The 22523-nt window shown below is 62.2% G+C and carries 18 protein-coding genes and 1 tRNA gene; 7 read left to right on the top strand and 12 right to left on the bottom strand.

Annotated features, from left to right (window positions below; all coding sequences use genetic code 11):
• Nucleotides 1-105: 105 nt before the first annotated feature.
• Nucleotides 106-915 (top strand): metallophosphoesterase family protein, encoded by an 810-nt coding sequence (locus BUB29_RS08050; RefSeq protein ID WP_234945719.1) that lies wholly within the window; start codon nt 106-108, stop codon nt 913-915.
• Nucleotides 916-1166: 251 nt separating this feature from the next.
• On the opposite strand, the gene BUB29_RS08055 is transcribed toward BUB29_RS08050, so the two are convergent.
• Nucleotides 1167-1254 (bottom strand) — tRNA-Ser (locus tag BUB29_RS08055).
• 306 nt (nt 1255-1560) lie between these two features.
• On the opposite strand from BUB29_RS08055, the gene BUB29_RS08060 reads away from it, so the two are divergent.
• The 3 genes from BUB29_RS08060 to BUB29_RS08070 all read left to right on the top strand — a co-directional run bounded on the left by BUB29_RS08060 (nt 1561) and on the right by BUB29_RS08070 (nt 6987).
• Nucleotides 1561-2535: a glycosyltransferase family 2 protein gene (locus tag BUB29_RS08060; protein WP_051915292.1), complete on the top strand. Its 975-nt coding sequence runs from the start codon at nt 1561-1563 to the stop codon at nt 2533-2535.
• 273 nt (nt 2536-2808) lie between these two features.
• Nucleotides 2809-5199, top strand: a complete 2391-nt coding sequence (locus BUB29_RS08065; RefSeq protein ID WP_267895175.1) for a DUF6541 family protein — start codon at nt 2809-2811, stop codon at nt 5197-5199.
• A 432-nt stretch (nt 5200-5631) separates the two neighbouring features.
• On the top strand, nt 5632-6987 hold the full coding sequence (locus BUB29_RS08070; RefSeq protein WP_033522769.1) for an ABC transporter substrate-binding protein: 1356 nt from the start codon (nt 5632-5634) through the stop codon (nt 6985-6987).
• Between the two features lie 116 nt (nt 6988-7103).
• Here BUB29_RS08070 and BUB29_RS08075 read toward each other — a convergent pair whose 3' ends face one another.
• Nucleotides 7104-7871 (bottom strand): type III pantothenate kinase, encoded by a 768-nt coding sequence (locus tag BUB29_RS08075; RefSeq protein WP_033522518.1) that lies wholly within the window; start codon nt 7869-7871, stop codon nt 7104-7106.
• Here BUB29_RS08075 and BUB29_RS09750 point away from each other — a divergent pair.
• Nucleotides 7870-8061, top strand: a complete 192-nt coding sequence (locus BUB29_RS09750) for a hypothetical protein (RefSeq protein WP_143155186.1) — start codon at nt 7870-7872, stop codon at nt 8059-8061. The genes BUB29_RS08075 and BUB29_RS09750 overlap by 2 nt on opposite strands.
• Nucleotides 8062-8115: 54 nt before the next feature.
• On the opposite strand, the gene BUB29_RS08080 is transcribed toward BUB29_RS09750, so the two are convergent.
• The 10 genes from BUB29_RS08080 to BUB29_RS08125 all read right to left on the bottom strand — a co-directional run bounded on the left by BUB29_RS08080 (nt 8116) and on the right by BUB29_RS08125 (nt 18393).
• On the bottom strand, nt 8116-9534 hold the full coding sequence (locus BUB29_RS08080) for a bifunctional phosphopantothenoylcysteine decarboxylase/phosphopantothenate synthase (RefSeq protein ID WP_033522519.1): 1419 nt from the start codon (nt 9532-9534) through the stop codon (nt 8116-8118).
• Between the two features lie 273 nt (nt 9535-9807).
• Nucleotides 9808-11463: a PGAP1-like alpha/beta domain-containing protein gene (locus BUB29_RS08085; protein WP_033522520.1), complete on the bottom strand. Its 1656-nt coding sequence runs from the start codon at nt 11461-11463 to the stop codon at nt 9808-9810.
• Nucleotides 11460-11795 (bottom strand): hypothetical protein, encoded by a 336-nt coding sequence (locus tag BUB29_RS08090; protein WP_143155187.1) that lies wholly within the window; start codon nt 11793-11795, stop codon nt 11460-11462. The genes BUB29_RS08085 and BUB29_RS08090 overlap by 4 nt, the downstream gene beginning before the upstream one ends.
• A gap of 217 nt (nt 11796-12012) precedes the next feature.
• Entirely contained in the window at nt 12013-12618 is a 606-nt protein-coding gene (locus tag BUB29_RS08095) for a DUF6466 family protein (protein ID WP_033522525.1), read from the bottom strand.
• Nucleotides 12615-13727, bottom strand: coding sequence for a vWA domain-containing protein (locus BUB29_RS08100; protein WP_033522527.1), 1113 nt, complete (start codon nt 13725-13727; stop codon nt 12615-12617). Before BUB29_RS08100 ends, BUB29_RS08095 begins: the two co-directional genes overlap by 4 nt.
• A complete protein-coding gene (locus tag BUB29_RS08105) occupies nt 13724-14788 on the bottom strand; it encodes a VWA domain-containing protein (RefSeq protein WP_033522529.1) in 1065 nt (354 codons plus the stop codon). The genes BUB29_RS08100 and BUB29_RS08105 overlap by 4 nt, the downstream gene beginning before the upstream one ends.
• Nucleotides 14788-15384: an EGFR-like transmembrane domain-containing protein gene (locus tag BUB29_RS08110; RefSeq protein WP_051915247.1), complete on the bottom strand. Its 597-nt coding sequence runs from the start codon at nt 15382-15384 to the stop codon at nt 14788-14790. The genes BUB29_RS08105 and BUB29_RS08110 overlap by 1 nt, the downstream gene beginning before the upstream one ends.
• Nucleotides 15381-16343 (bottom strand): DUF58 domain-containing protein, encoded by a 963-nt coding sequence (locus BUB29_RS08115; protein WP_051915293.1) that lies wholly within the window; start codon nt 16341-16343, stop codon nt 15381-15383. Before BUB29_RS08115 ends, BUB29_RS08110 begins: the two co-directional genes overlap by 4 nt.
• A gap of 53 nt (nt 16344-16396) precedes the next feature.
• Nucleotides 16397-17461 carry an AAA family ATPase gene (locus BUB29_RS08120; protein WP_033522531.1) on the bottom strand — a complete coding sequence of 355 codons (1065 nt, stop codon included), beginning with the start codon at nt 17459-17461 and terminating at the stop codon, nt 16397-16399.
• 233 nt (nt 17462-17694) lie between these two features.
• Nucleotides 17695-18393 (bottom strand): uracil-DNA glycosylase, encoded by a 699-nt coding sequence (locus BUB29_RS08125; RefSeq protein ID WP_033522772.1) that lies wholly within the window; start codon nt 18391-18393, stop codon nt 17695-17697.
• Nucleotides 18394-18634: 241 nt separating this feature from the next.
• Between BUB29_RS08125 and BUB29_RS08130 the strand changes: the two genes are divergently transcribed.
• Nucleotides 18635-19267, top strand: coding sequence for a LytR C-terminal domain-containing protein (locus BUB29_RS08130; protein WP_033522533.1), 633 nt, complete (start codon nt 18635-18637; stop codon nt 19265-19267).
• 686 nt (nt 19268-19953) lie between these two features.
• Nucleotides 19954-21579 carry a chaperonin GroEL gene (gene groL / locus BUB29_RS08135; protein ID WP_033522773.1) on the top strand — a complete coding sequence of 542 codons (1626 nt, stop codon included), beginning with the start codon at nt 19954-19956 and terminating at the stop codon, nt 21577-21579.
• Nucleotides 21580-22523: the final 944 nt, after the last annotated feature.

Genomic DNA, 22523 nt, shown 5'->3' on the forward strand with positions numbered 1-22523 from the left:
TCTGGCTCATCCTAGTCCCCTTCGATGGAATCGTCGTGCGTCCGATTGTACTCATTGTAGGCTCGGCTGGACGGCGACGCCATTGGGCTTCGGGGAGCGGGTGGAGTGGCATCGGACGTCGCGCGTTACGATTGGGGCATGCGATACTTCACTTCCGACACTCATTTCGGGCATCCATTGGTCAGCGTGCTGCGAGGGTATCTGAACAACGGCCGGCTTCGTGCCGAATACGCGCAGATTCGCGCGGAACAGGGCGATGAGAAGGCCCATGAGTGGATCAAATCGTATGTGAAGGAGAACCAGACTTCGTTCAAGGCCATCAGCGACGTGGAAGCGCACGAGAATGCCGCCATTGAGGGGATCAATGCCACTGTCGGCCGGGATGACGAACTGTGGTTGCTGGGCGATATTTCGTTCCGTTGCACCGTCGCGCACACGCTCGACTGTCTACGTCGCATCAACTGCAGGCATTTGCACATGATCATCGGCAACCATGACCGCAATTTCCGTCTGCGTTTCAACGATGCCTTGTACGAGGACGTGTTCGAGACCATCGACGACTACCGCGAGATCGGCATGGAACTGCCCGTACTGGGCGATGCCGATGGCAGTGCGGCTGTGCAGAACACCGTGCAGAACACCGTGCAGAACGTGGGGTTGAGTCATTTCCCGCGTCTTGCGGCGATGATCGACGGGCATGGCGTTTGGCCGGATGATCTGGCCAAGTTCGCCGACGATGCGCCCACCACGGAGAGTTGGCTGATTTACGGGCACACGCATCAGCCCACGCCGGACGGTACCGATTCGCTGTGCGTCAATATCGGTATGGATGCGTGGGATATGAAGCCCGTGAGTGAAACGCAGATCGTCGAATGGCTTACCGCGGCGAATCGCAAAGCCGCACAGACGAACTAGCTTGGACTTTTAGCCGATTGCAGGCTAACCCGGCTGTTTTGGCTACGCTTCCGATGGTCATGTCTATATCTTTCGCCATTGGTTCTCTTTGCCGGTGGATGAGTTTTGTGCCACGTACTGTTACCGCGCTGATTGCCTGATAGTCCGGTGCTGGTCGTCGCCGGAATTGTTCAAACGGACCATGTGGTTGCTGTTGTGTGTGGGGGTGCCTTAGTGTGAAAAAAGGGTTTCCGGAAAACCGGAAACCCTGATGGCGGAGAATACGAGATTCGAACTCGTGAGGCTGTTACACCAACACGCTTTCCAAGCGTGCGCCATAGACCACTAGGCGAATTCTCCATGCACTTCCTGCCGAAGCATGAAACGCAACTTGAATAGAATACCGCACATTCCGCGTGCATGCACGTTCGGCGTGTCTCGTTGCGGTGCAAGGCAGTTATCAACTGCACGTCGCCCCGTCTGTCATCCCTCCATCCCGCATACGGGCGCCCCACCCGTGAGGCCTCTGTGCACAACCATGCAAAGCGCAGGCCCCTGCCTAGAGGTAGTGGGACAATGTGCCCTATGACGAATGGGAACGTTTTGAAGAGGAATGCGGCTGAATCCGGCCGACATGCGAAGCCGGCGACGATCGACAAGCTCGCCATGGTCATCACCACCTACAAGCGCCAGAATCTTCTGGCCACACTGTTCGACTCGATTCTTGCGCTCGAACAGGCCCCGTGGCGCATCATCGTGGTCGACAACGAGCATTCCGACGAAACCAAGGGCATGGTCGAGGAATTCGAAGCGAAAGTCACGGGCCGTTGGGGCAAGACCATCGTCGACGGCAACGGTGGGCAGTCCCGTGTGGTGTACGCGCCGCAAACCGAGAATCTCGGCGGTGCCGGCGGCTTCTCCGCAGGCGTGAAGAAGGCGTACGAGCTTGGCGCCGAATGGTTCTGGGTGATGGATGATGATGTGGCGGTGCTGCCGGACGCCATCGCCAAGCTGGCACCGTGGACGAAGCGCCACGAGGTCATCCAGGGCAGCCGTTTCGATTACGACGGCGGTCCGTTCTACTGGCAGTACGATTTCCGGATCGGCCTAGGTATTCCGAACCCTATCGCGCCCGCCGCGTTCGGCCCGGCCGGCTACCGCGTCATGAACACGCTGTGCTTCGAAGGCGGCCTGTTCAGCCGTCGCGTCGTCAAGGAGATCGGCCTGCCCGATCCGCGCTTCTTCATCTACTGGGATGACACCATCTACGGCTACCGTGCCAGCAAGGTCACGCAGCCCATTGTCGTTCCCGACGTCGTTCTGCGCCGTACGCGCGAAATTGGCAATTGGGATATCGCTGGCGTGCGTCAGCTGAACTCCACGTCCGACATGAACCGCTACCACATCATGCGCAATCGCGGCTACATGGCCCGCTATTTCATGGTGTACGGCGACTACCGTCCGTTCCTGTTCGCGCTCGGCACCGCCGCAACCGCGGCCAAGGAGATCATCAGACTGGTCGCCGTCGACCGCGAACACCTGCGTACCGGCCTTGTGCAGATCGCCAAGGGTTGGTGGGACTCGCGCAAGCTGTTGCACGACACCGACTGGCGTCCGATGCCGGCGCCGCTGGACGACTGAACAGCCAAACATCCGAGAACGTGCACGGGCCCTGCGAAGGAAACAGCAGGGACCGGCGAACGTTCCGGGACGGAACCGGTCGATTCGACCGGATACGGCTGTACGACAAGACCGATCCGACCGCCATGCCCGCGCTCACCGTCGAGCGTATGGCATTGGCTGAGACGACGGGATCATGCCGTGCAGGCGAACACGTCATACACGTCAACATCAAGAACATCAAACCCAACATCACACGCGATAGAAGATAGGTTTCGACAATCCATGTGCGCAATGCCGAATGCCAACGATCAACAGCGCGGCCGTCAGGATGACGACAGCCGTTTCATGCCGCCGTCCATGCGGTCCGGGGCGAATGGCGAGGACGGGAACGCCAATCGGAATCCCGGCCGGAACGCCGAAGGGGAGACCGGCCGAGCCGCCGGCCGAACCGTCAATCAAGCCGCCGGCCGAGCCTCAGACCGAACCGTTGGCCAAACGCCCGGCCGAACTTCCGGCACCATCGCGGACCGTGATCTTGAGGATACGTTCGTGGATCTCGGCTCGGTACTGGGAGCCGTAGCGGATACGGAACCCGACGCGGAACCGGGCGCGAAACCCGGCATGGGGTTTGGCTTGAAACCGGGCACAGGGTTTGGCACGAAACCAGACATGAACGCGGGCGCGCATACGGGCGCGCGCACGGACACCGACGAACCGCAGCCCGAAGAACTTGATTTCAAAGCACTCGGCACCGCGGACCATCAGACGCCAGCCCCCAAACGCCCGGGCCGACTGGCCGTCCCCGCATGCATGGTGCTGGGCGTGCTCGCCGCGCTCGCCATCGTGATCGCATGGTTCCCCAAAGGCTACGCCGCATGGAACTACCCGCTGCACGAGATCGATGCGCCGGCGCACTACTATTTCATCCGCAAAATCCTCGACGAAGGCATCAGCGCGGCAACCCACTTGTGGCCGAACGACGCGTTCTACCCGCCCATGTTCCATCTGCTCGCAGCGGGGCTGATCAAACTCGCCGCACTGTTCGGCGTGACCGTCAACGTGTACACCGCGCTGAACGTGGTGTGGATCGCGGGCGCGGGCCTGATCTGGCCTGCCGGCATGCAGCTGCTCGCCTCCTACTGGACCTGCCGTTCGCGCCGTCGCGCGGCGCGTGCCGACCTGCCCGGCAACGACTCCGACGGCCTGGGGGAACGGGACATGAACGCCCTGCGCTGCGTGATATTCCCCTGCATCATGGCGTTCGTGGTACCGCTGCTGGCCATCGCATCCTCCTGCTACCCCTTCCAAAGCCTCGCCACGGGTCCGCTGCTCGCATACGGTTTGGCGACGGCCATCCTCCCATTCTGGATCTACGCGACCCTGCGCTTCTTCGACGCCATCGCCAACCGGCATACCGCGCCGAAACGCGGCTGGTGGCTCAGTCCCATCCTCGGCTGGCTGCTCCTCACCACGCTCGCGGGCGTACTGTGCCTCGTCGCACACCCGCGCATCGCGTTCACCTGGCTGCTGTTCGTCGCCCCGTTCCTACTGCTCCGACTGCCATGGAAGCTGATTCTCGGAGCATTCCTCGCCGTACTGGCGGCCGGGGTTGCGTTCTTCTTCTACATGACCTCGCACTACCAGTCCACCCGCTACTTCAACCCAGCCGACTGGTTCCACACCTACACGCCGAGCCGTAGCGTGCAGGATGCCCTGCGCATATTCGTCACCGACCAGCTGCCGGGGGCGACGGGCATATTCGCGGGCATCGTGGTGGTCGTCGCGTTCGTGATCACACTGCTCGTCGCCATTTCGCCTCGCATGATGCGGGCGAAACCCTCCACGGGCAAGCATCTGAAGACCACCCCCCACGTGCCCAGCGGGCAGCTGCGTAAGGACGCGGTTTCCGTGGCGATGATGGTCCTGCTGTTCGGCTTGGTGCTCGTCTGCTCAGCATCGCTCACCGGCTGGTTCCCGAACATCATGGCGGCGGTGTGGTATCGCACCGAAGTCCGCCCGCTCACCATGATTCCGCTGGCGCTCATCACCCTGATCGTGTTCGCCGCCAGCGCCGTATGCGAACTGTCCACGCGCCGCGCGGACACGGTCGTCGCGTTGATCCTGGTGGTCGCGCTCGCCGTGGTGCCGCAGTTCACGAACGTCACGTGCAGCCAGGTCGCCGACGCGGTGTACGCCAACATGGAACTCACCGACGATCAGCCGGACGAGCAGCTCACGCAATCCAAATACGAGGTATTGCAGGATGTCGCGCGGGTCGTGGGCGACAAGTCGGTGGTGATTTCGGACCCGCTGAACGGTTCCATGTACGGCAAGGCCATGTTCAACACGACCATGCTGTTCCCGATCTACAATCCGGCCGCGGAGAAGAACGGTGCGATCTTCGGCGAAGTGGAACGCGCCTTCGACTCGGGCAACGCCAAGACGCTGCTCAACACGGTGTGCCCGATCGGCGCGGATACGCCCGAATACTTCCTGACGATGGGCGATCAGGCGCCGAGCCTGCAAATGTTCACGTTCAAGGAACAGTACGACCCGTTCCACAAGCGGAACCTGATCTCCAGGTATGTGAAGAACGGCACGCTGAAGAAGGTGCGCGACTATTCCGGCAAGGGCGGTTACGCCAAGGGATGGGCGTTGTACCGGTTCGGTTGCGGGGACTGAGCGTGAGCCGGGCGGAGTGACGAGCGTGGGCCGGGCGGAAGATTAGCTGATCGAGTTTGACTGGGCTTGACTGGGTCTGATTGTCTGGACGGTTACGCGGTGTGGCTGCGTAAGTGATCACGCTGGCTGTTGATCTGCCTATCCGTCTCGCATCGCCTTACGCCGCGGCCTGTCGCTACACTGATAACCATGCACACGTTCCGCAAGTCCCGTAAGCCGCGCAAGCTCCACAAGGTGTTTCACGAGATGTTTCACATCGCTGGTGGTCGCGCGTCGGACGGTCATTCCGGTCATCCCGGTGCTCCCAGCCGTTTCAGCCGCACCCGTACTCGTGCCCATGGCCACATCCGCACTTCTGCCCGGACACGTACTCGTGCCCGCAGCCGGTACGTCACCCGCGCCGTCGCCGCCATCGCCAGCATCGCCACAATCATGGGCCTCGCCGCATGCGGGCAATCATCCGACACCCGCACGCACATCTCCGTATGGAGCTGGGAACCAAGCATGGAAACGGTCGTGCAACGATTCGAATCCGAAAACCCGGACATCGCCGTCGACCTGACCAGCATCTCCGGGTACGACAACCTGAACACCGCCATCCAGGACGGCTACAACATGCCGGACGTGGCACAGATCGAATACTACGCGCTGCGCCAGTACGCGGTATCCAGCCAGCTGCTCGACCTGACGGGTCGGGTCGGAAGCAACTTCGGCAGCTTCTACTCGCCGGGCACGTGGGCATCCGTGCACCTGGCCGACAAAATCTACGGCCTGCCCATGGATTCCGGCCCAATGGCCTTCTTCTACAACAAAACCGTGTTCGACGACGCGGGCGTGGATGCCACCAAAATCAAAACGTGGGACGACTACTACGAGGCCGCCAAGAAACTCAAAGCCACCGGCGCGTACATCACCGCCGATTCGGGCGATGCGAGCTTCTACGACGCCATGATCTGGCTCGCGGGCGGCAAACCCTTCACCACCAGCGAAGACGGCAAGAACGTAACCGTCAACCTCACCGGAGACAAAGGCGTAAGGAAATTCACCGCATTCTGGCAGAAAATGATCAACGAAGGCCTCATCGACACCAGAAGCGCCACATGGTCGGACGGTTGGAAGCGCGGGCTCGGTAGGGGCACGATCGCATCCGTGTTCTCCGGAGCGTGGATGACCTCGCTGCTGCAATCCGACGTTCCCGGCAGCGCAGGCCTGTGGCGTGTCACGCAAATGCCGACCGTGGACGGCAAGCGTGTCACCTCGGAAAACGGCGGTTCCGCGCTGTGCGTACTGCAATCCACCCGTAAACCGGACGCCGCATACCGTTTCGTCGAATTCGCGGCACATAACGCCGAAGGAATCAGTGCCCGTGTGGACGGCGGCGCATTCCCCGCCGACCTGCCCACGCTGACCAGTTCCAGTTTCCTCTCACGCACCACCATCAAGGATTCGCGCGGCCTCGATATCCCCTACTTCGGCGGGCAACAGTTCAACCGGGAACTCTCCGAGGCGGCGAAAAACGTATCAACCGGCTACCAGTACCTACCGTTCGAAGTGTATGCGCGCAGCGACTTCAGCGCGACCGTGGGCACGGCCTACCGTTGGGCGAACTCGTGGCAGTCCTACCTGAAGCGTCAGGAGGCCGTGAAGGAAGGGTTGCTGGACGATAACGGCAAGCCCTTGGAACCGTTCGACAAGCCGACCGACAAGGTGACGCTGAAGCAGGGCATCGCCCTGTGGGAGAAGGACATCAAGGAATACGGCACGAACCAGGGCTTCACCGTGCGGTGAGCTGCGTTACTGTGCAGCTATTGCTGGGGAGCCCGAGGGCGGGCCTTCCCCAGAATCGGACAAAAATGGGTTGAATTTGTCTGATTTCGGGTGTTCTGCGTTGCCGTGTGTTGCGCTTACCGCACGTTCCGCTTGTAGATCAGGGCCATGCCTTTGAAGATCAGATCCGGATCGTACACGTCGATCTCATCCGTATCATCCTTGAAAATACGTCCCAAACCGCCGGTCGTGACCACTTTGAACGGCTCTCCGATCTCCTCGCGGAACTGCCGGATCGTGCGCTCGATACCGCCGAGGAACGTGTAATACAAGCCGGCCTGCATGGCGGTGCGCGTGTTCGTGGCGAGAATCGACTTCGGGCGCACGATCTCCACTTCGGGCAGCTGCGCGGTCTGCCCCCACAGGGCTTCGGCGCCGGTGCGGATGCCGGTCGTGATATACCCCGCGCGGATCGTGCCCTTGGCATCGACGTAATTGAACGTGGTCGCCGTACCGAAATCGGCCACCAGCACCGGGCCGCCATACGTGTAGTACGCGCCGACGCAATCGGTCAGGCAGTCGGCACCCATGGTCCTGGGATCATCCATATGGATGTTGATGCCGGTTTTGATGCCCGGTCCCACAACCATCGGCTCGAAACTGAGGAATTTGATGATCGAGGCGCGGAAGGAATGCATGACCTTCGGCACCACCGAACACACGATCACATCCTCCACGTCATGCCGCGTGTACCCGCTGATCTGCAGGAACTGCGAGATCATCACCGTATATTCGTCCGACGTGTGCAGGGCTTTCGTGGTGATGCGGTAGGAGCCGACGATGCGCTCGCCTTCCAGAAAGCCGATGACGATGTTGGTGTTTCCGATATCTACTGCCATCAGCATGATGCTCGATGCTCCCTCGGTGGTTGGTGGTGTTGCGGTTGTTGGTGTTGCTGTGGTTATTGTGGTTTGGCTGCGGTTGCTGCGGTTGCTGCGGCTGGCCGGCAAAACCGCGGCGATGCCTGCGTTGCCGGACGGTCGATGTTGTTGGCGCGTGGGCATGCGCTGCCGCCACCACTATAAGCCGCGATGACCGCGATCCGCGCGGGACATGCGCGAATCACGGTTCGGGGAATCACGGTTCGGGTCACGCCTTGCGCATCTCGGCGAGACGCAGCAGCAACCGGTGCGCCAAGTCGGTTTTGCCCATTTTCCGCCATTTTTCGATGTTCGGTGCGCTCGCGTTCGGTGCGTCTGCCATAGCGTCTGCCGTTGCGTCTGCGTTATCGTCGCCGTCGTTCGCGCCCGGCGTGAGCACGGTTACGACGTTCGTATCCGTGCCGAACCCGGCGCCGGCGTCGCGCAGGTTGTTCGCCACCAGCATGTCGCAATTCTTGCTTGCCAGCTTCTTCGCCGCGTTCTCGATGAGATTCTGCGTCTCCATGGCGAACCCGCACAGCACCTGCGAGCCGTCGTTGCGTTTGCGAGCGCCGACCCATGCGAGGATGTCCGGGTTGGAGACAAGTTCGATCCGGATGCTGGTGCGCCCGGCTTTCTTGATTTTCTCGTCGGCGATCTTGTTGACGCGGAAGTCGGCCACGGCTGCGGTCATGACGATGATGTCCGCCGACTGGTAGTTGCGCTGCACGGCTTCGAACATCTGTTGCGCGGTGGTGACGTGTATGGTTTCGATGCTCGGCTCGTCGGGTTCGGGCAGGTTGACCGGTCCGCTGACCAGTGTGACGGTCGCGCCGAGTGCTGCGGCCTCATGGGCGAAGCCGTAGCCCATTTTGCCGGTGGAATGGTTGGTGAGGAAGCGTACCGGATCCAATGGTTCCTGTGTCGGCCCGGCGGTGATGAGCACGTGCAGGCCGTGGAGCGGCAGGGGAATGGGCGTTGTGGCGCTGGTGCTTGCGGGGACGTTGGAACCTGTAGAGGTACTGGCAGTTGCTTCGGCTTCGGCGTTCTCGTTCGCTGTGGAGTGGGATGCGTCCATCAGCTGCGCCACGATTCGTTCGATGGCGGCCGGTTCCTCCATGCGTCCCTTGCCGGTGTCGCCGCAGGCGAGCTCGCCCGAACCGGGTTCCACGATCGTCCAGCCGAGTTCACGGCAGGTGTTGAGGTTACGCTGCGTGACGGGGTTGTCGAACATGTGCACGTTCATCGCCGGGCAGAGCACTTTGATATCGCCATAGTAGGCGAGGATCGTGGAGGTGAGGGTGTCGTCGGCCATTCCCGCGGCGATGCGGGCGATGATGTCGGCGCTCGCTGGTGCGATGACCAGCGCGTCCGCCCATGCCGCGTCGGCGATGTGGTTGATGGATGCCGGATTGGCGGGGTTGCTGACGACATCGCCTTGGATGGCCGAGGCCGTGACCTGCGGGAACATGGCGGTCCGGGTCGGCGTGTGCGTGAGCGACGTGAAGGTGAGCGGTGTGACGAACTGTTCGGCCGCCATGGTTTCGATCACGCGCACCTCATGGCCGGCTTTGGTCCAGTCGGATGCCAGATGGCATGCCTTGAACGCTGCGATCGATCCAGTGACTCCCAGAAGAATATGCGACATGCCCGTCAGTATACAAACCGTCACGCACGAATGCCGCAGTACCCGTGCTCTGCCGGTCTGAACCCGCTATGCCGTTCTGTACCTGCCGTGCTGGTTACTCGCCGTGCTGGCTGTACCGTTGCGCTGGTTGTGTCTGCTGTGCCGGTTGCATCAGCTATGCCGGTCTGAACCCGCTATGCCTGGCCGTCCTGGCCTACCGGGCGGTCGCCCTCATCGCGGTTCCCTATCGCGGCTCCTATCATCGTTTCCCATCACAATCCCCGGCATGGTTCCCTACCGTGACATGCGCCCCTCATAGTAGAGGGTTTCGCGCAGATTGCCCGAAATCACGCCGGCGAAATGCCGTTCATGCTTGTCGACCGCCTGCGAGCCCAAGTCGCTGGCGTTCTGATACGCGGCCTGATGGTATTTCAGCCAATGACTGAGCTCCTGGCTTTCCAAAGCGTTCGTGACCGGCGAGGCGGCATACGGGTTCGATGGTGGGATGATGACGCCATCCTCCACGACCTGCGGCGGGGTCGGTGTGACCGTGCCGCGAATGGTCAGCCAATGCTCCGTTTCCGGATTCTGTGCACCGTCCAACGCGGCCACCAGCTCATCCTCGATCTCGATACTGGTCACCCAGGTTTTCTCCGGAATCGGATGATTCGCCACCGGCGATCCGGCCGTCACCACATGGCAGATGTTGTACGCGTCGGATTGGTCGGCGGCGATCTGCGCGGCCACGATACCGCCCTGCGAATGGCCGATCAACGCCACCGGCTCATCGGAACGGATACCAGCCTTGCGCATCGCCTCAACCACCATGCGTGCGCTATCCGCCCGCTTGCGCTGCTCAGCATCATCGCTCATCAACTCGACGTTCTGCTCCCAACCGAACGGCGAATCGGCATGACCATCCGTACCTGGAATCGTAACCAGCCAGGCGTTCGTACCATCCTCACGCTCATACCGCTGCACGGCGATCGTGGCATAGCGTAATCCGGAACCCAGCTTGTATTTCTCCTCGCCAAGCCTGCGCAGATTCTCCAACGATTCAGCCACCGACGTGCTTGGGCCTACCATATCCACGGTCGAACGCACGCGTCGGACCGTCAACGTATTGCCCTGCGCGAGGTCCTTCACCGGCCCGGAATACTTGCTGATCGAACCCGCTGCCTGATTCACCTCATCCTTGCTGAAAATCCCTTTGATATACGTCGTGCCGGAAATCAGCGCCCCGATGCCCGAAAGATACGCCTCCTGCAGCGGTGCCGTCATCTGCGAGGCCGCGGCCGGTTTCGGCTTGCCTTCGGCGATCCAACTCGCACCCAACCCGCCGAGAATCAGCCCGAGCATGCCGAGCGAAGTATAACCGGGCGCGGATTTCGTGACGGCCTGCCCCACCTCGTTGAACGCTTCGCGAGCCTTCCACTCGGCCTCACTGTACAAACTGTGGGCGCGGACCAGCAGTTCGGCCATACGGCGTAATTGGAAACCGTCCGCATCGCAGTTCCTCGCGTTCTCGCCACACAACGCGATAAGCCGCTCATAGGGGAGCGAACCATGCATGACGGTCATCTGACCTGCCGTCGCAGCCGCGCCACCCGTGCCAGCCGAACCGGCCGTGCCACCAGCTCTCGTGCCATAGGGGGCGGCAATGCAACCGGTGATGGCGTTGGAAGCGGGGAACGATGTCGTCACGGTTCCCGAACCGGCTCCCAGCCCGGCTCCCGCTCCTGCCCCCGAGCCGGACAACACCGGGCACAACGGCACGCTGGCCCGGTCTCGTGCCAGATCCATCGCCGCCTGCCGCCACGCAATACCATGCGCGATCAGCCGCCCACCGGCATCATCCAACGCCGTGGCCACCCGGCGGTAATCCTCCAACGTGGCGGGCGCCAACTGATGCCCGCCATACACATACGACGTAACCTGCCAACCCATCATGTGTCTCCCTGCGTCCATGGAATGCGCGAAACCTGCGCCACCTGCGCGGTCGACCGGGCCTCACCGTCATGCGCATCCAACGAATTACGCACGGTGGCGAGACGATCCCGGTAATGGTCGGCCGCCCTGCCGCTCCAATCAATGCCATGCGCCGAAGCCACAGCCTCCCGAATCGTGGCATGCACGGAAGCGCTGTTGGCGGCGAGCGCGGCGATGCGCTCGCGACCGTTCGCCGTGACGGTGAGGCATGGGCAGCCGGTGCCTGCGGATGCCGCTTGTGCGGCGGCGAACAGTGGTTGCGTGCCGTTTCCTGAAAGTGATGTGATACTCATGGCCCCATTGAACAGGGGCCGTGCCGGCTTCGTCCAGCCGAACAGGGGTATGTGGTCGGGACCTTCGGCGTTCATCACGGTTTGGTCACAAATGTTGATTCCGAGGGAAGCCTTCCTGACTTTCGGCCGCGCCATCCTCAAAATCGGACGGAATCGGCCCATTCTTGTCCGGAAACGGGGAGAACCACCCCGCGCACCCCACCACGCGCGAGTCACGTCACCACGGTTTGGACGTTTGCGGCTTCCTGCTGCCCTTATCGGTCTGCGTATTGGTCGAAGGATTCGTGTCGGTGGACGGCTGGTTCGCCTTCAGCAGATCCTCCACCTGCTTCTTCTGCTCGTCCGTCAACCCGCCATCGTTCTTCCGGCTATCCTTCGAATCGGTGACGGCACCCTCCAATTCGCCGGAAGTGCCGTTGGAATTCGTATCGTTGTTCTCGCCGCGCTGCTTGGCCAATTCCTGTTCGATGCGTTTCGTCAGTTCGGCGGAAACCCGCGTATTCGATCCGATGGCCTGCCGCAGTTGCGGAAGCAGCACGGCGTCAAGTCGCGCAGCGTCCTCGAATTGCGCATCGGTCTGCTGCTGGCTCGCTTTCAACGCGTCCAGATCGGCGTCGTTTTTCACGGCCAGTTTCAGATTCGCGTTCAGCGAGGATGTCGCCTGATTGAACCGGGCGGAGGACGCCACGTTCAAACCGGCCAGTACGGCGAATGCCAGCGCCGCGACGGCGATCACGACCATGGCGACGCGCACGGCGAGCGATGCGCGGGCGCGTACCGCTGGAACCGCACGTGCCGCTGATTCCCTGCGTTCGTTGCTCATAGCAGCCTCCTCGACATCGCGATATACGCGCCCATCTCCCAAGCGAGCAGCACGGCGGCAGCCGCGGCCAGCGGCCATACCACCGGGTTCACTCGGGTGCGTTGCTTCGCGGTCACGCCCACGCTCCACTTCTTCGACGCTGCGGCGGAACGCCCGTTCATCATCGTGGTCTTCGCGGACAATTCGACCACACTGCCGCCCATCTCGTCGGCCAGATTCTTCAACGTGGTCTCATCCATCTTCGAAACGCCCGGCTGACCGGTATCGGGGTCGGTGACCCACTGCTGGCTCGCGTTCCCGTTGTTCCCGTTGTCTCCGTTGTTCCCGGACGAACCGGAATCGCCAGAAGCGCCCGACGACGAACCCGACGACGAATCGCCTGACGAATCAGACGACACCCCGTCCTCGATCAGCGGGATTTTGCCGCCTTCGGTGGAACCCACGCCCACCACGAACGCGTCGTTCAGGTAATGGCGCAATGTTGAGAACGTGCGCCGCGGTTGCACCGACGTCTGCTCGCCGTCCGTGATGAGATACAGCACGATCGCATCGTTGGGATGCGCGGAGCGGATCTCCTTCAACGTGGTGATGAGCTGGTCGAGCGGCGCGTCCAGCGAGGAGCCGGAGGATACGCTCGTCGCTTCGGGCGCGAGCGTCGCAGCCCAATTGCGGATCGCCGCCGCATCAGGCGTCAACGGCACGTCCAGTGTGCCCGACGCGCCGAAACGCACCGCGGCGAAACTCGAATCCGCATACGTCCTCGTCAAATCATCCACGGCTTTCTTGGCCGCCTGCAAGCGCGTCATCGCCTCATTCGAGCCGTATGCCGCATCCTTGACCGCCATCGAACCGGTCACGTCCACGGCCATCACCACGTCGGTGTTGTTCACCGCGCGGCTCGTGGTCGAAACCGTCATGCTCGGGCCGAGAGCCATCGCGCCCACCGTCAGGCAGATCAGCATGCGGCGCACGCAGGTAGGCATCGTCTCGTCGCCCGCATCGCCGAACGTGTGCCGCACGACCTCCACAATCGCGAGCGCCAGCATGACCAGCGCGATCAGGCCGCCGACGCCCCATCCGAGTAGGGGTGAGAAGGTGAACATGTTCATCGCTTCAACCTCCAGACGATCAGCAGCCATGCGGTTACGATCACGGCCAATGCGAGCACCCACCATGCGGGGTCATCCACCATGGAGGCTTTGGAAGCGGTTTCGCTTTCCTTGGTGCGTCGCGTGTTGATGTCTCGTACGAGTTCGTTCACGCTGGTACCGCCCGACTGAGTGAGGAAGGTGCCATGATGCGCTTCGATGAGTTCGCGCATATTCGTTGTGGTGTCGTCCTTTTCGCTTTCCACGGGCCCGGAGAACAGGCCGTCCACGGTGATGTGCGCTTGGCTGGTCAGGTCGAGCGCCTGTTTGAGCGTGTAGACGGGCTTGCCGGAAACGACGTTGTCGGTGGCGAGCACGATGGATGCGGCGCGGGTGCGTTCGGTGCTTCCCGTGGTGTTCGCGGAACCGTAGGTGAATCCGGGCAGCATCGCCGCGCAGGAGATCACGCCGTCGCCGATCAGCGAGGTGGTGTCCTTGCGGTTCTGCGTGCCTTCCAGCCAGTCGGAGATGCGCTGGTAGTCCTCTTCGCTCATCTTGTCGATGTCATCCTGTGATTGCACGCCGCTCAACGCTTTGCTGGCCAGATCGAGCTGGTGGCTGACGAGTTCGTAATCGTCGGTGAGGGGGAACACGGTTCGTGACGTGGAGTTGAAGATGCTCATGCCGATGCGTTCGCCTTGGAAGTGGGAGACGAGATCGCGGTAAGTGTTGATGACTTCGCGGTCGTAGGGCAGGGTCGAGCCGGACACGTCGAGGCAGAGCACGATGTCGCGTTTGCCGGCGCGTTCCTCACCTTGGTCGACGCTCATCGGGCGGGCGATGAGCGCGAAGGTGAGCAGGAGCGCCACGGCCATCAGCGCGGCGGCCGTGCGGCTCAGGATACGCCATTGGCGCAGCAGTTTGGCGGCGCGTTCGGTGCGCAGGTCGTCGCTCAGCGAAAACACCTGCATGGTGTTGTCGGTGTCGTGTTTGCAGGCGAACGCTATGGTCAGCACGATGATCGCCGACGCGACCATCACGCCGACCAGCGCGGCCCAAGGGGTTTGCCAGGAGAGCTGCATCAGCGTCCCCACCTTTCCACCAGGGTAGAGGCCCATCCGGCGGCGTCGTCGACGCTCACCTCACGGGCGTGCGTGTCCACTGCGGCGTCGGCGAATTCCGGCGGGTACAGTGCGGCGATGGTCATGCGCAGGGTGTCCAATCCGGTTCGGGTCGCGGGATTGCGCGGTTCGCGGCGGATGTCGGCGAGCGTGTGCGCACGCAGGTCGCGGCCCGTGTGCGCGGAGGCGATGCCACGGCAGATCGCAGCCAATTCGATGAACGCGGTTTCACGGTCGATGGTTCCGGCATGATAGCGTGCCAGCACGTCGTCGATGCGCACATGCCATTGGGTTTTGGCCGTGTCGCTCAAGTGCGCGCCGCGCGGTTGCGGTTTGTCATGGCTGCGACGCGGGCGTGACAGGATCACCGCTCCCGCGATGAGCGCCATGGCGAGCAGTACGCCGAGCACGCCGGCGATGATAAGCGGCGTGGCGAGGTCGATGGATTCGGCCGGGCGCAGGTCGTCGGTGTTCACCGCCAGATTCATGGCGCTCGCGGCCAAGCGTGCAGCCGGATTCATGGTGTTTACGGCGTTTATGGCCAGATTCACGCTCATTGCACACCTCCCGCCACAGGAGCCACCAGATTGCGTGTATCCCGCGCCAACGCACGCGACACCAGTCGTATGAAATCGTCGAACATGGCGGCGCTGGACCCGGCGTGGATCATATGCCCGCCCATATGCGACAGCTCACGCTCCAACGCGGCAGCCATATACTCACGATGCGTGGCCACCTCGGCTGCGGCACGCCTGTCATGCAGGAACGCCGGCAGCCTGCGCTGCGTGCGCGCGTCGGCAACCTGCCGGTCCTTGCCCACTGCGAACGGATTCGCCGTGGCCACGTCGATCAACGTCAACGGATGCGTGCGCGTGATGCGATGGATCTCCTTGAGATGATCCTTGGTCAACGCATGCTCGTCGGTCGCCAACACGATCAGCGCATTGCGATCCTTGATACGCCGCGCATACGTGAGCAGCGCGTCGATATTGCGCGTATGCTCCCACTTGCGTTTCAACGCGTTATCCAACGTGCGTTCGAACTGGCAGAAATCGCCGTTGAACGGCACGCGCGTGATGCTCGCCGCATCGCCGAACACCAACGAAATCTCGTCGGAACGGCGCAACGACAACGCCGCGAACATGCGCAACGCGTTCGCCGCGACCTGATACGCCAATTCGCCCGACTCGCACGACGCCGTCATCTCACGGCCCACGTCAAGCAGCAGCCACACACGCGACGTCACCAGGCGTTCACGCCGAACCACCATCGGGCGGCCCTGGCGGGCGCTGGTCTTCCACTCGATCAAGCGAGCCTCGTCGCCGGACTCGTACGCGCGAACATCCATCAACTCATCCGAACCACCGGAACGATGGGATGAATGCTCACCTTCGATAACACCCAACGCCTTGGCCACGGTCGGCAGACCCAAACGGTTGCCCATGGCCTCGATCTTGGCACGGATCGGGTCGGCAGGTGCGGCGGCTGCGGGCGCGGATGCGGCTGATGCGGGCATTGCGGTCGAGCCGAGCTCGTCCTGATCGGTAAACATCGAATCGAACACGTCGATCACGGAACAGGAACCGCCTGCACGATACGGTCGACCACCTGATCGGCCGTCACGCCATCAGCCAACGCCTCGAACGTCAACACCAGACGATGACGCAGCACGTCGGCGACCACGGACTTCACATCCTCCGGAATCACATAGGCGCGGCCCTTAAGCAGCGCGTTCGCCTGACCGATGCGCACCAGCGCGATCGACGCACGCGGCGACGCGCCCAAACGCACCAGCGTGCCCAAACCCTGCACCGGGTGCGTGCCGGCACCACGCGACGTCGCGGCGATATCGACCGCATACTGCATGATCGCGTCGGACACGTACACGCGCTTGGCGGCCGCACGCAGGAACTCCACGTCACGAATGGACAGACGATCACCCTGCAACTGCAGCGGGTCAAGCATGTCGGAACCACGACGGGTAAGCAGGGCCAGCATGCGTTGCTCCTCATCGGCCGTCGGATAGTTCATGATCGCCTTCATCATGAAACGATCCATCTGAGCCTCCGGCAGCGCGAACGTGCCCTCCTCCTCGATGGGGTTCTGCGTGGCGATCACCATGAACGGCTGCGGCAGGGCGATGCGCTCGCCGCCGATGGTGCTGGCACCTTCCGCCATGGCTTCAAGCATGGCCGACTGGGTTTTGGCGTTGGAACGGTTGATCTCGTCCAGCAGCACGAAGTTGGCGTGGATCGGGCCGACCTGCGTAGCGAACTTTTGCGTGGCGAAGTTGAAGACCTGCGTGCCGACGATGTCGGACGGCATGAGATCGGGCGTGCACTGGATGCGCTTGAATGTGCCGGACACCGAGGTGGCGAGGGTCTGCGCCGCGGTGGTTTTCGCCAGGCCGGGCACGGATTCGATGAGGATATGACCGCCGGCCACCAGCGTAAGAATAAGGGATTCACGCAGATGCTCCTGACCGATCAGGGTCTGCGAGAAGCGTGTGCGGATGCGATCCGCCAGAGTCTTCGCCCGTGCGACGTCGTCTGCGGCCAATGTGTGTGCTGCGGCAGACGCGGGCCTCGAAGCGGGCTGGGCGGGTATCTGTGGATTCGGAGGGAAAATAGCCATGCGCCCCATGGTAGCCAAGCGCGGTGACGCTGGGGACGGTGAGGCGGTGGCGATTGCATGGGGATGTTGTGACGGTGGTGTGACGGTGCGGTGGGTGATGGCTACGGCGGTGGACGATGGCGACGGCGGGTGATGACGGGCAAGCGTCTCGCCATCACCGTTCGGTCAATGGAACAACCGCAGACCGATCCCGGTCAGTCACGCAGCATGCCGCCCAGCCCGTCACGCAACCGTCAGGGCAGCTGCCAGTCGATCGGCTCGGCACCCATGCGCATCAACACCTCGTTCGCCCGCGAGAACGGCTTCGAACCGAAGAACCCGCGCGAAGCGGAAAGCGGCGAAGGATGCGGGGATTTGATGATGAACGCGTTCGTCAGCAACGGTTCCAGGCTTTGCGCATTGCGCCCCCACAGAATCGCGACCAGCGGCTTGGGCCTCCCATCCGCATCCGTGCGGGCGTTCAACGCGCGGATCGCGGCCTCGGTCACCGCTTCCCAGCCCTTGCCCTGATGGCTGTTCGGTCTGCCCACGCCCACGGTCAGACATCTGTTCAACAGCAGCACGCCACGCTCGGTCCACGGCGTCAAATCACCGTTGCTCGGCATCGGCACATGCAGGTCGTCGGTCAGCTCCTTATAAATATTGACCAGACTGCGCGGCAGCGGATTCACGTCGGGAGCCACGCAGAAACTCAATCCCACCGGGTGACCGGGAGTGGGGTAGGGGTCCTGACCCACGATTAGCACGCGGATCGAATCGAACGGAATGGTGAAGGCGCGCAGAATATTACGGCTCGCCGGCAGCCACGGTCGCCCGGCCCGGGTCTCCTCACGCAGGAACTGCCCCATGCGGTGCACCTGCGGTTCCACGTCCGCCAGGGCATCGGCCCATCCGGCTTCCACTAATTCGCGCAACGGTTTGATTTCGGTCATGCTGTTCACTGTACCTGCGGGCATCTGCATGGTGTGCTGGCATGGTGCCTGTATGGTGCCTGCATGCGGTTCGGCGGTGTTCCCAAACGAGCTTCCGGGTTCTGCTTCGGATCTGTTTCGGGTCCGCTTCGGGACTGTGCCTGATTTCGTGCACATACGGTGCACGGTGCCGGGCGGTATAGATACGTGGGTGGCGGTGCCGTTACACTCGGTTCTAGTTGTGAATGGAAGGAAAGACGTTATGACGAGTACCGATGGAAACGGCGTTGAATCCTATGCGGCGGACGAGTTCGACAACCCGCCGAAGGGTCCTGCCGGCGTACATCGCGGCAGGCGTTCGGCTGTGGCCCGTTACGCGCCGTTCGTGATCGTCGTGGTGGTCGCCGCGCTGTGCGGGTTCTTGGTGTGGGGTGTGCTTTCCGGCGAATTCAGTAAGGTGCAGTGGCCATGGTCGCCCGCGACATCGCAGACCTCCAACAAGACTTCGACCACCACCGCCAAGAAGAAGGCGGCGGAGAAGAAGGCCGTTGAAAAGAAGGCCGACGAGGAAAAAGCGGCCCAGGAGAAGCAGCAGGAACAGCAAGAGCAGCAGGAGCAGGCCGCCCAAGTGAACCGTTCCCTGTCCGTGCGCGTGGTCAACGGCACCGGCATCAGCGGATACGCCGCCACCAAGCAGGGCGTGCTGAATCAGGCCGGGTATGCGAACGTCGCAGCCGCGAACCCGAGCGGCACGCTGCCCGCATCGACGGTCGTCTGGTATCAGAACGATGCCGATCAGGCCACCGCTCAGGATGTGGCGAACACGCTGGGCATCTCCGACGTCCAGCAGACCTCCGGCCTTGGCGCGGCGATCGTGGTCGTGTTGCTGAACTGAGTCTGAGCCGTCTTTGGGGTGGTGCCAGGTGACGAAACCGTCCGCAAATGGCTACGCTTACGGCCTCTCAGCGTAGACAAGCCGCGAGAGTGTCGCCAAATGGCCACGCTCAGAACCTCTCAGCGTAGGCAAATGGAGAAGACATCGCTGAATCGCTGCGCTCGGCCGCCCCGATTTTTTCAACCCCTGTCTTTTCCTGTCTTCCCCTTGCCGTCCCTCACCTTCCCTTCGGCGCAGCCAGCCGGAGGAACCGTCGTCACATGGCTACGCTCAGAATCCCTCAGCGTAGGCAAGCGGCGAAGGCATCGCTGAGTTACTACGCTTACGGCTCCTCAGCGTAGGCAAACGGAGAAGGTGTCCCCACATGGCTACGCTCAGCCATCCTCAGCGTAGGTAAGCTGCGAAAGCATCACCAGATCACTACGCTGAGAGGCCTTGCAGCCACTGTGCCAAGCGCCCCCTCGGCGTAGGCAAATGGAAGCGGCCAGTCGCAAACCCACGCTCAACCGTCGTCTCGCCTAGAGCGCAATCGCGGTTTCGTGTTGGCACTCTCGCCCCTTGAGTGCTAATCTCACAGTTAGCACTCAAGGCGCGAGAGTGATAACAGGCAGCTGACGGCCGGCATCATGATTCGTACCAAGCAGTGGAAAACTGGAATATTCAGCCATTTGGAGGACAAACACACCATGGCAAAGATCATTGCGTATGACGAGGAAGCTCGCCAGGGAATGCTGCAGGGCCTTGACAAGCTCGCTAACACCGTCAAGGTGACGCTGGGCCCGAAGGGTCGTAACGTCGTGCTCGACAAGACCTATGGCGCTCCGACCATCACCAACGATGGTGTTTCCATCGCCAAGGAAATCGATCTGGATGACCCGTACGAGCGCATCGGCGCCGAACTGGTCAAGGAAGTCGCCAAGAAGACCGACGACGTCGCAGGCGACGGCACCACCACCGCAACCGTTCTGGCCCAGTCCCTCGTGCACGAAGGCCTGAAGAACGTGGTCGCCGGCTCCAACCCGATCGCTCTGCGTCGCGGTATCGAGAAGGCCACCGAAGTCATCGTCAAGGAACTCGTCGCCGCCGCCAAGGACGTCGAGACCAAGGATCAGATCGCTGCCACTGCTACGATCTCCGCCGCCGATCCTGAGGTTGGTGAGAAGATCGCCGAAGCCCTGGACAAGGTCGGCCAGGATGGCGTCGTGACCGTCGAAGACAACAACCGCTTCGGCCTGGATCTGGACTTCACCGAAGGCATGCGTTTCGACAAGGGCTACATCGCCCCGTACTTCGTCACCAACGCCGAAGATCAGACCGCAGTGCTTGAAGATCCGTACATCCTGCTGACCTCCAGCAAGCTGTCCTCCCAGCAGGACGTCGTCCACATCGCCGAAATGGTGATGAAGACCGGCAAGCCGCTGCTGATCATCGCCGAGGACGTCGACGGCGAAGCGCTGCCGACCCTGATTCTGAACAACATCCGTGGCACCTTCAAGTCCTGCGCCGTCAAGGCTCCGGGCTTCGGCGACCGCCGTAAGGCCATGCTGCAGGATATGGCCATCCTGACCGGCGCTCAGGTCGTGTCCGAAGAGCTGGGCCTGAAGCTCGACTCCATCGACATGTCCGTGCTCGGTTCCGCCAAGAAGGTCATCGTTTCCAAGGACGAGACCACCATCGTGTCTGGCGCCGGCTCCTCCGAGGATGTCGCCGCCCGAGTGGCTCAGATTCGCGCCGAAATCGAGAACACCGATTCCGATTACGATCGCGAGAAGCTGCAGGAACGCCTGGCCAAGCTGGCCGGTGGCGTTGCCGTGATCAAGGTTGGCGCTGCCACCGAGGTCGAGGCCAAGGAACGCAAGCACCGCATCGAGGATGCTGTGCGTAACGCTAAGGCCGCTATCGAAGAAGGCCTGCTGCCCGGTGGCGGCGTGGCTCTGGTTCAGGCTGCCGCCAAGGCTGAGAAGGATGAGGCTGTGACCTCCCTGACCGGCGAAGAGGCAACTGGTGCTGCCATCGTGTTCCGCGCCATCCAGGCTCCGATCAAGCAGATCGCCGAGAACTCCGGTGTGTCCGGTGACGTCGTGTTCAGCAAGGTCCGTGAGCTGCCTGACGGCCAGGGCTTCAACGCTGCGACCGATCAGTACGAAGACCTGCTGGCCGCTGGTGTGACCGACCCGGTCAAGGTGACCCGTTCCGCTCTGCAGAACGCCGCCTCCATCGCCGGCCTGTTCCTCACCACTGAAGCCGTTGTGGCCAACAAGCCGGAACCGCCGGCAGCTGCTCCGGCTCAGGGCGCTGACATGGGCTACTGATCCCAGCGCTGCTGAATTTGGCTTGAGCTGAGTTGGCTTGAGTTGGCTTGAGCTGAGCTGGCTTGAGCTGAGCTGGCTTGAGCTGAGCTGATGCGGCGGCTGTAGAGCAGCCCGCTGTTGCGACTCGATTTGGCTCGATTGAGGGCCTCTCCTGTGTGTTATTGCACAGGAGAGGCCCTTTTGTTGTTTGTTGTGGGGTTTGCTGGGTTTGTTACCCTCTGGGCGTGCCCGTTTTGGGAAGGCTCCGCCGTTTGGCTGCGGTGGGGGTGGCTGAGTGTAGGGATTTGGGGGAGTCGTTTCCATCTGTCTGCGCTGGGGGTGGTGAGTGTAGCTGTTTGGGGATGGTTTCGCCGTTTGGCTGCGGTGAGGGGTTCTGAGTGTAGTCATTTGGCGATGGTGCCCGCATATGGCTACGGTGGGGGCGGCTGAGCGTAGCTGTTTGGGGAAGGCTTCGCTGTTTGGCTACGCTGAGGGAATGCGAGGGCGGTAGGAGGGGAGACGGGACGGGAGAAAAAGGGAGAAGGGGAGGAAACGGGAGGAGAGAGGTGGGGATGGAAAAGGACTGGAACGGTTAAGCGTGGGCGATCTGGGGATACCGTTTTCATTTGGCTACGCGAGGGTTGTGGGGTTATGTGGGTTTGTGGGTTGTGGGCCTGGGCTGCGCTGCTCTGGCCTGTCTCTATCCGCGCCGGACAGTTGCCGGCGTAGCGATCTGGATGCGTCTTCTCCGGTTGGCTACGCTGAGGGCGGCTGAGCGTAGCTGTTTGGGGAAGGTTTCGCTGTTTGGCTGCGGTGAGGGGCTCTGAGCGTAGCTATTCGGGGAACCATCTCCATCTGTCTGCGCTGGGGGGTGAGTGTAGGCAGTTGGGGATGGTTTCTCCGGTTGGATGCGCTGGGCATGGGTGAGCGTGGCCGTTTGGGGAGGACTCCCGCATATGGCTGCG

It is taken from the genome of Bifidobacterium merycicum DSM 6492 (assembly GCF_900129045.1).
GTDB lineage: Bacteria > Actinomycetota > Actinomycetes > Actinomycetales > Bifidobacteriaceae > Bifidobacterium > Bifidobacterium merycicum.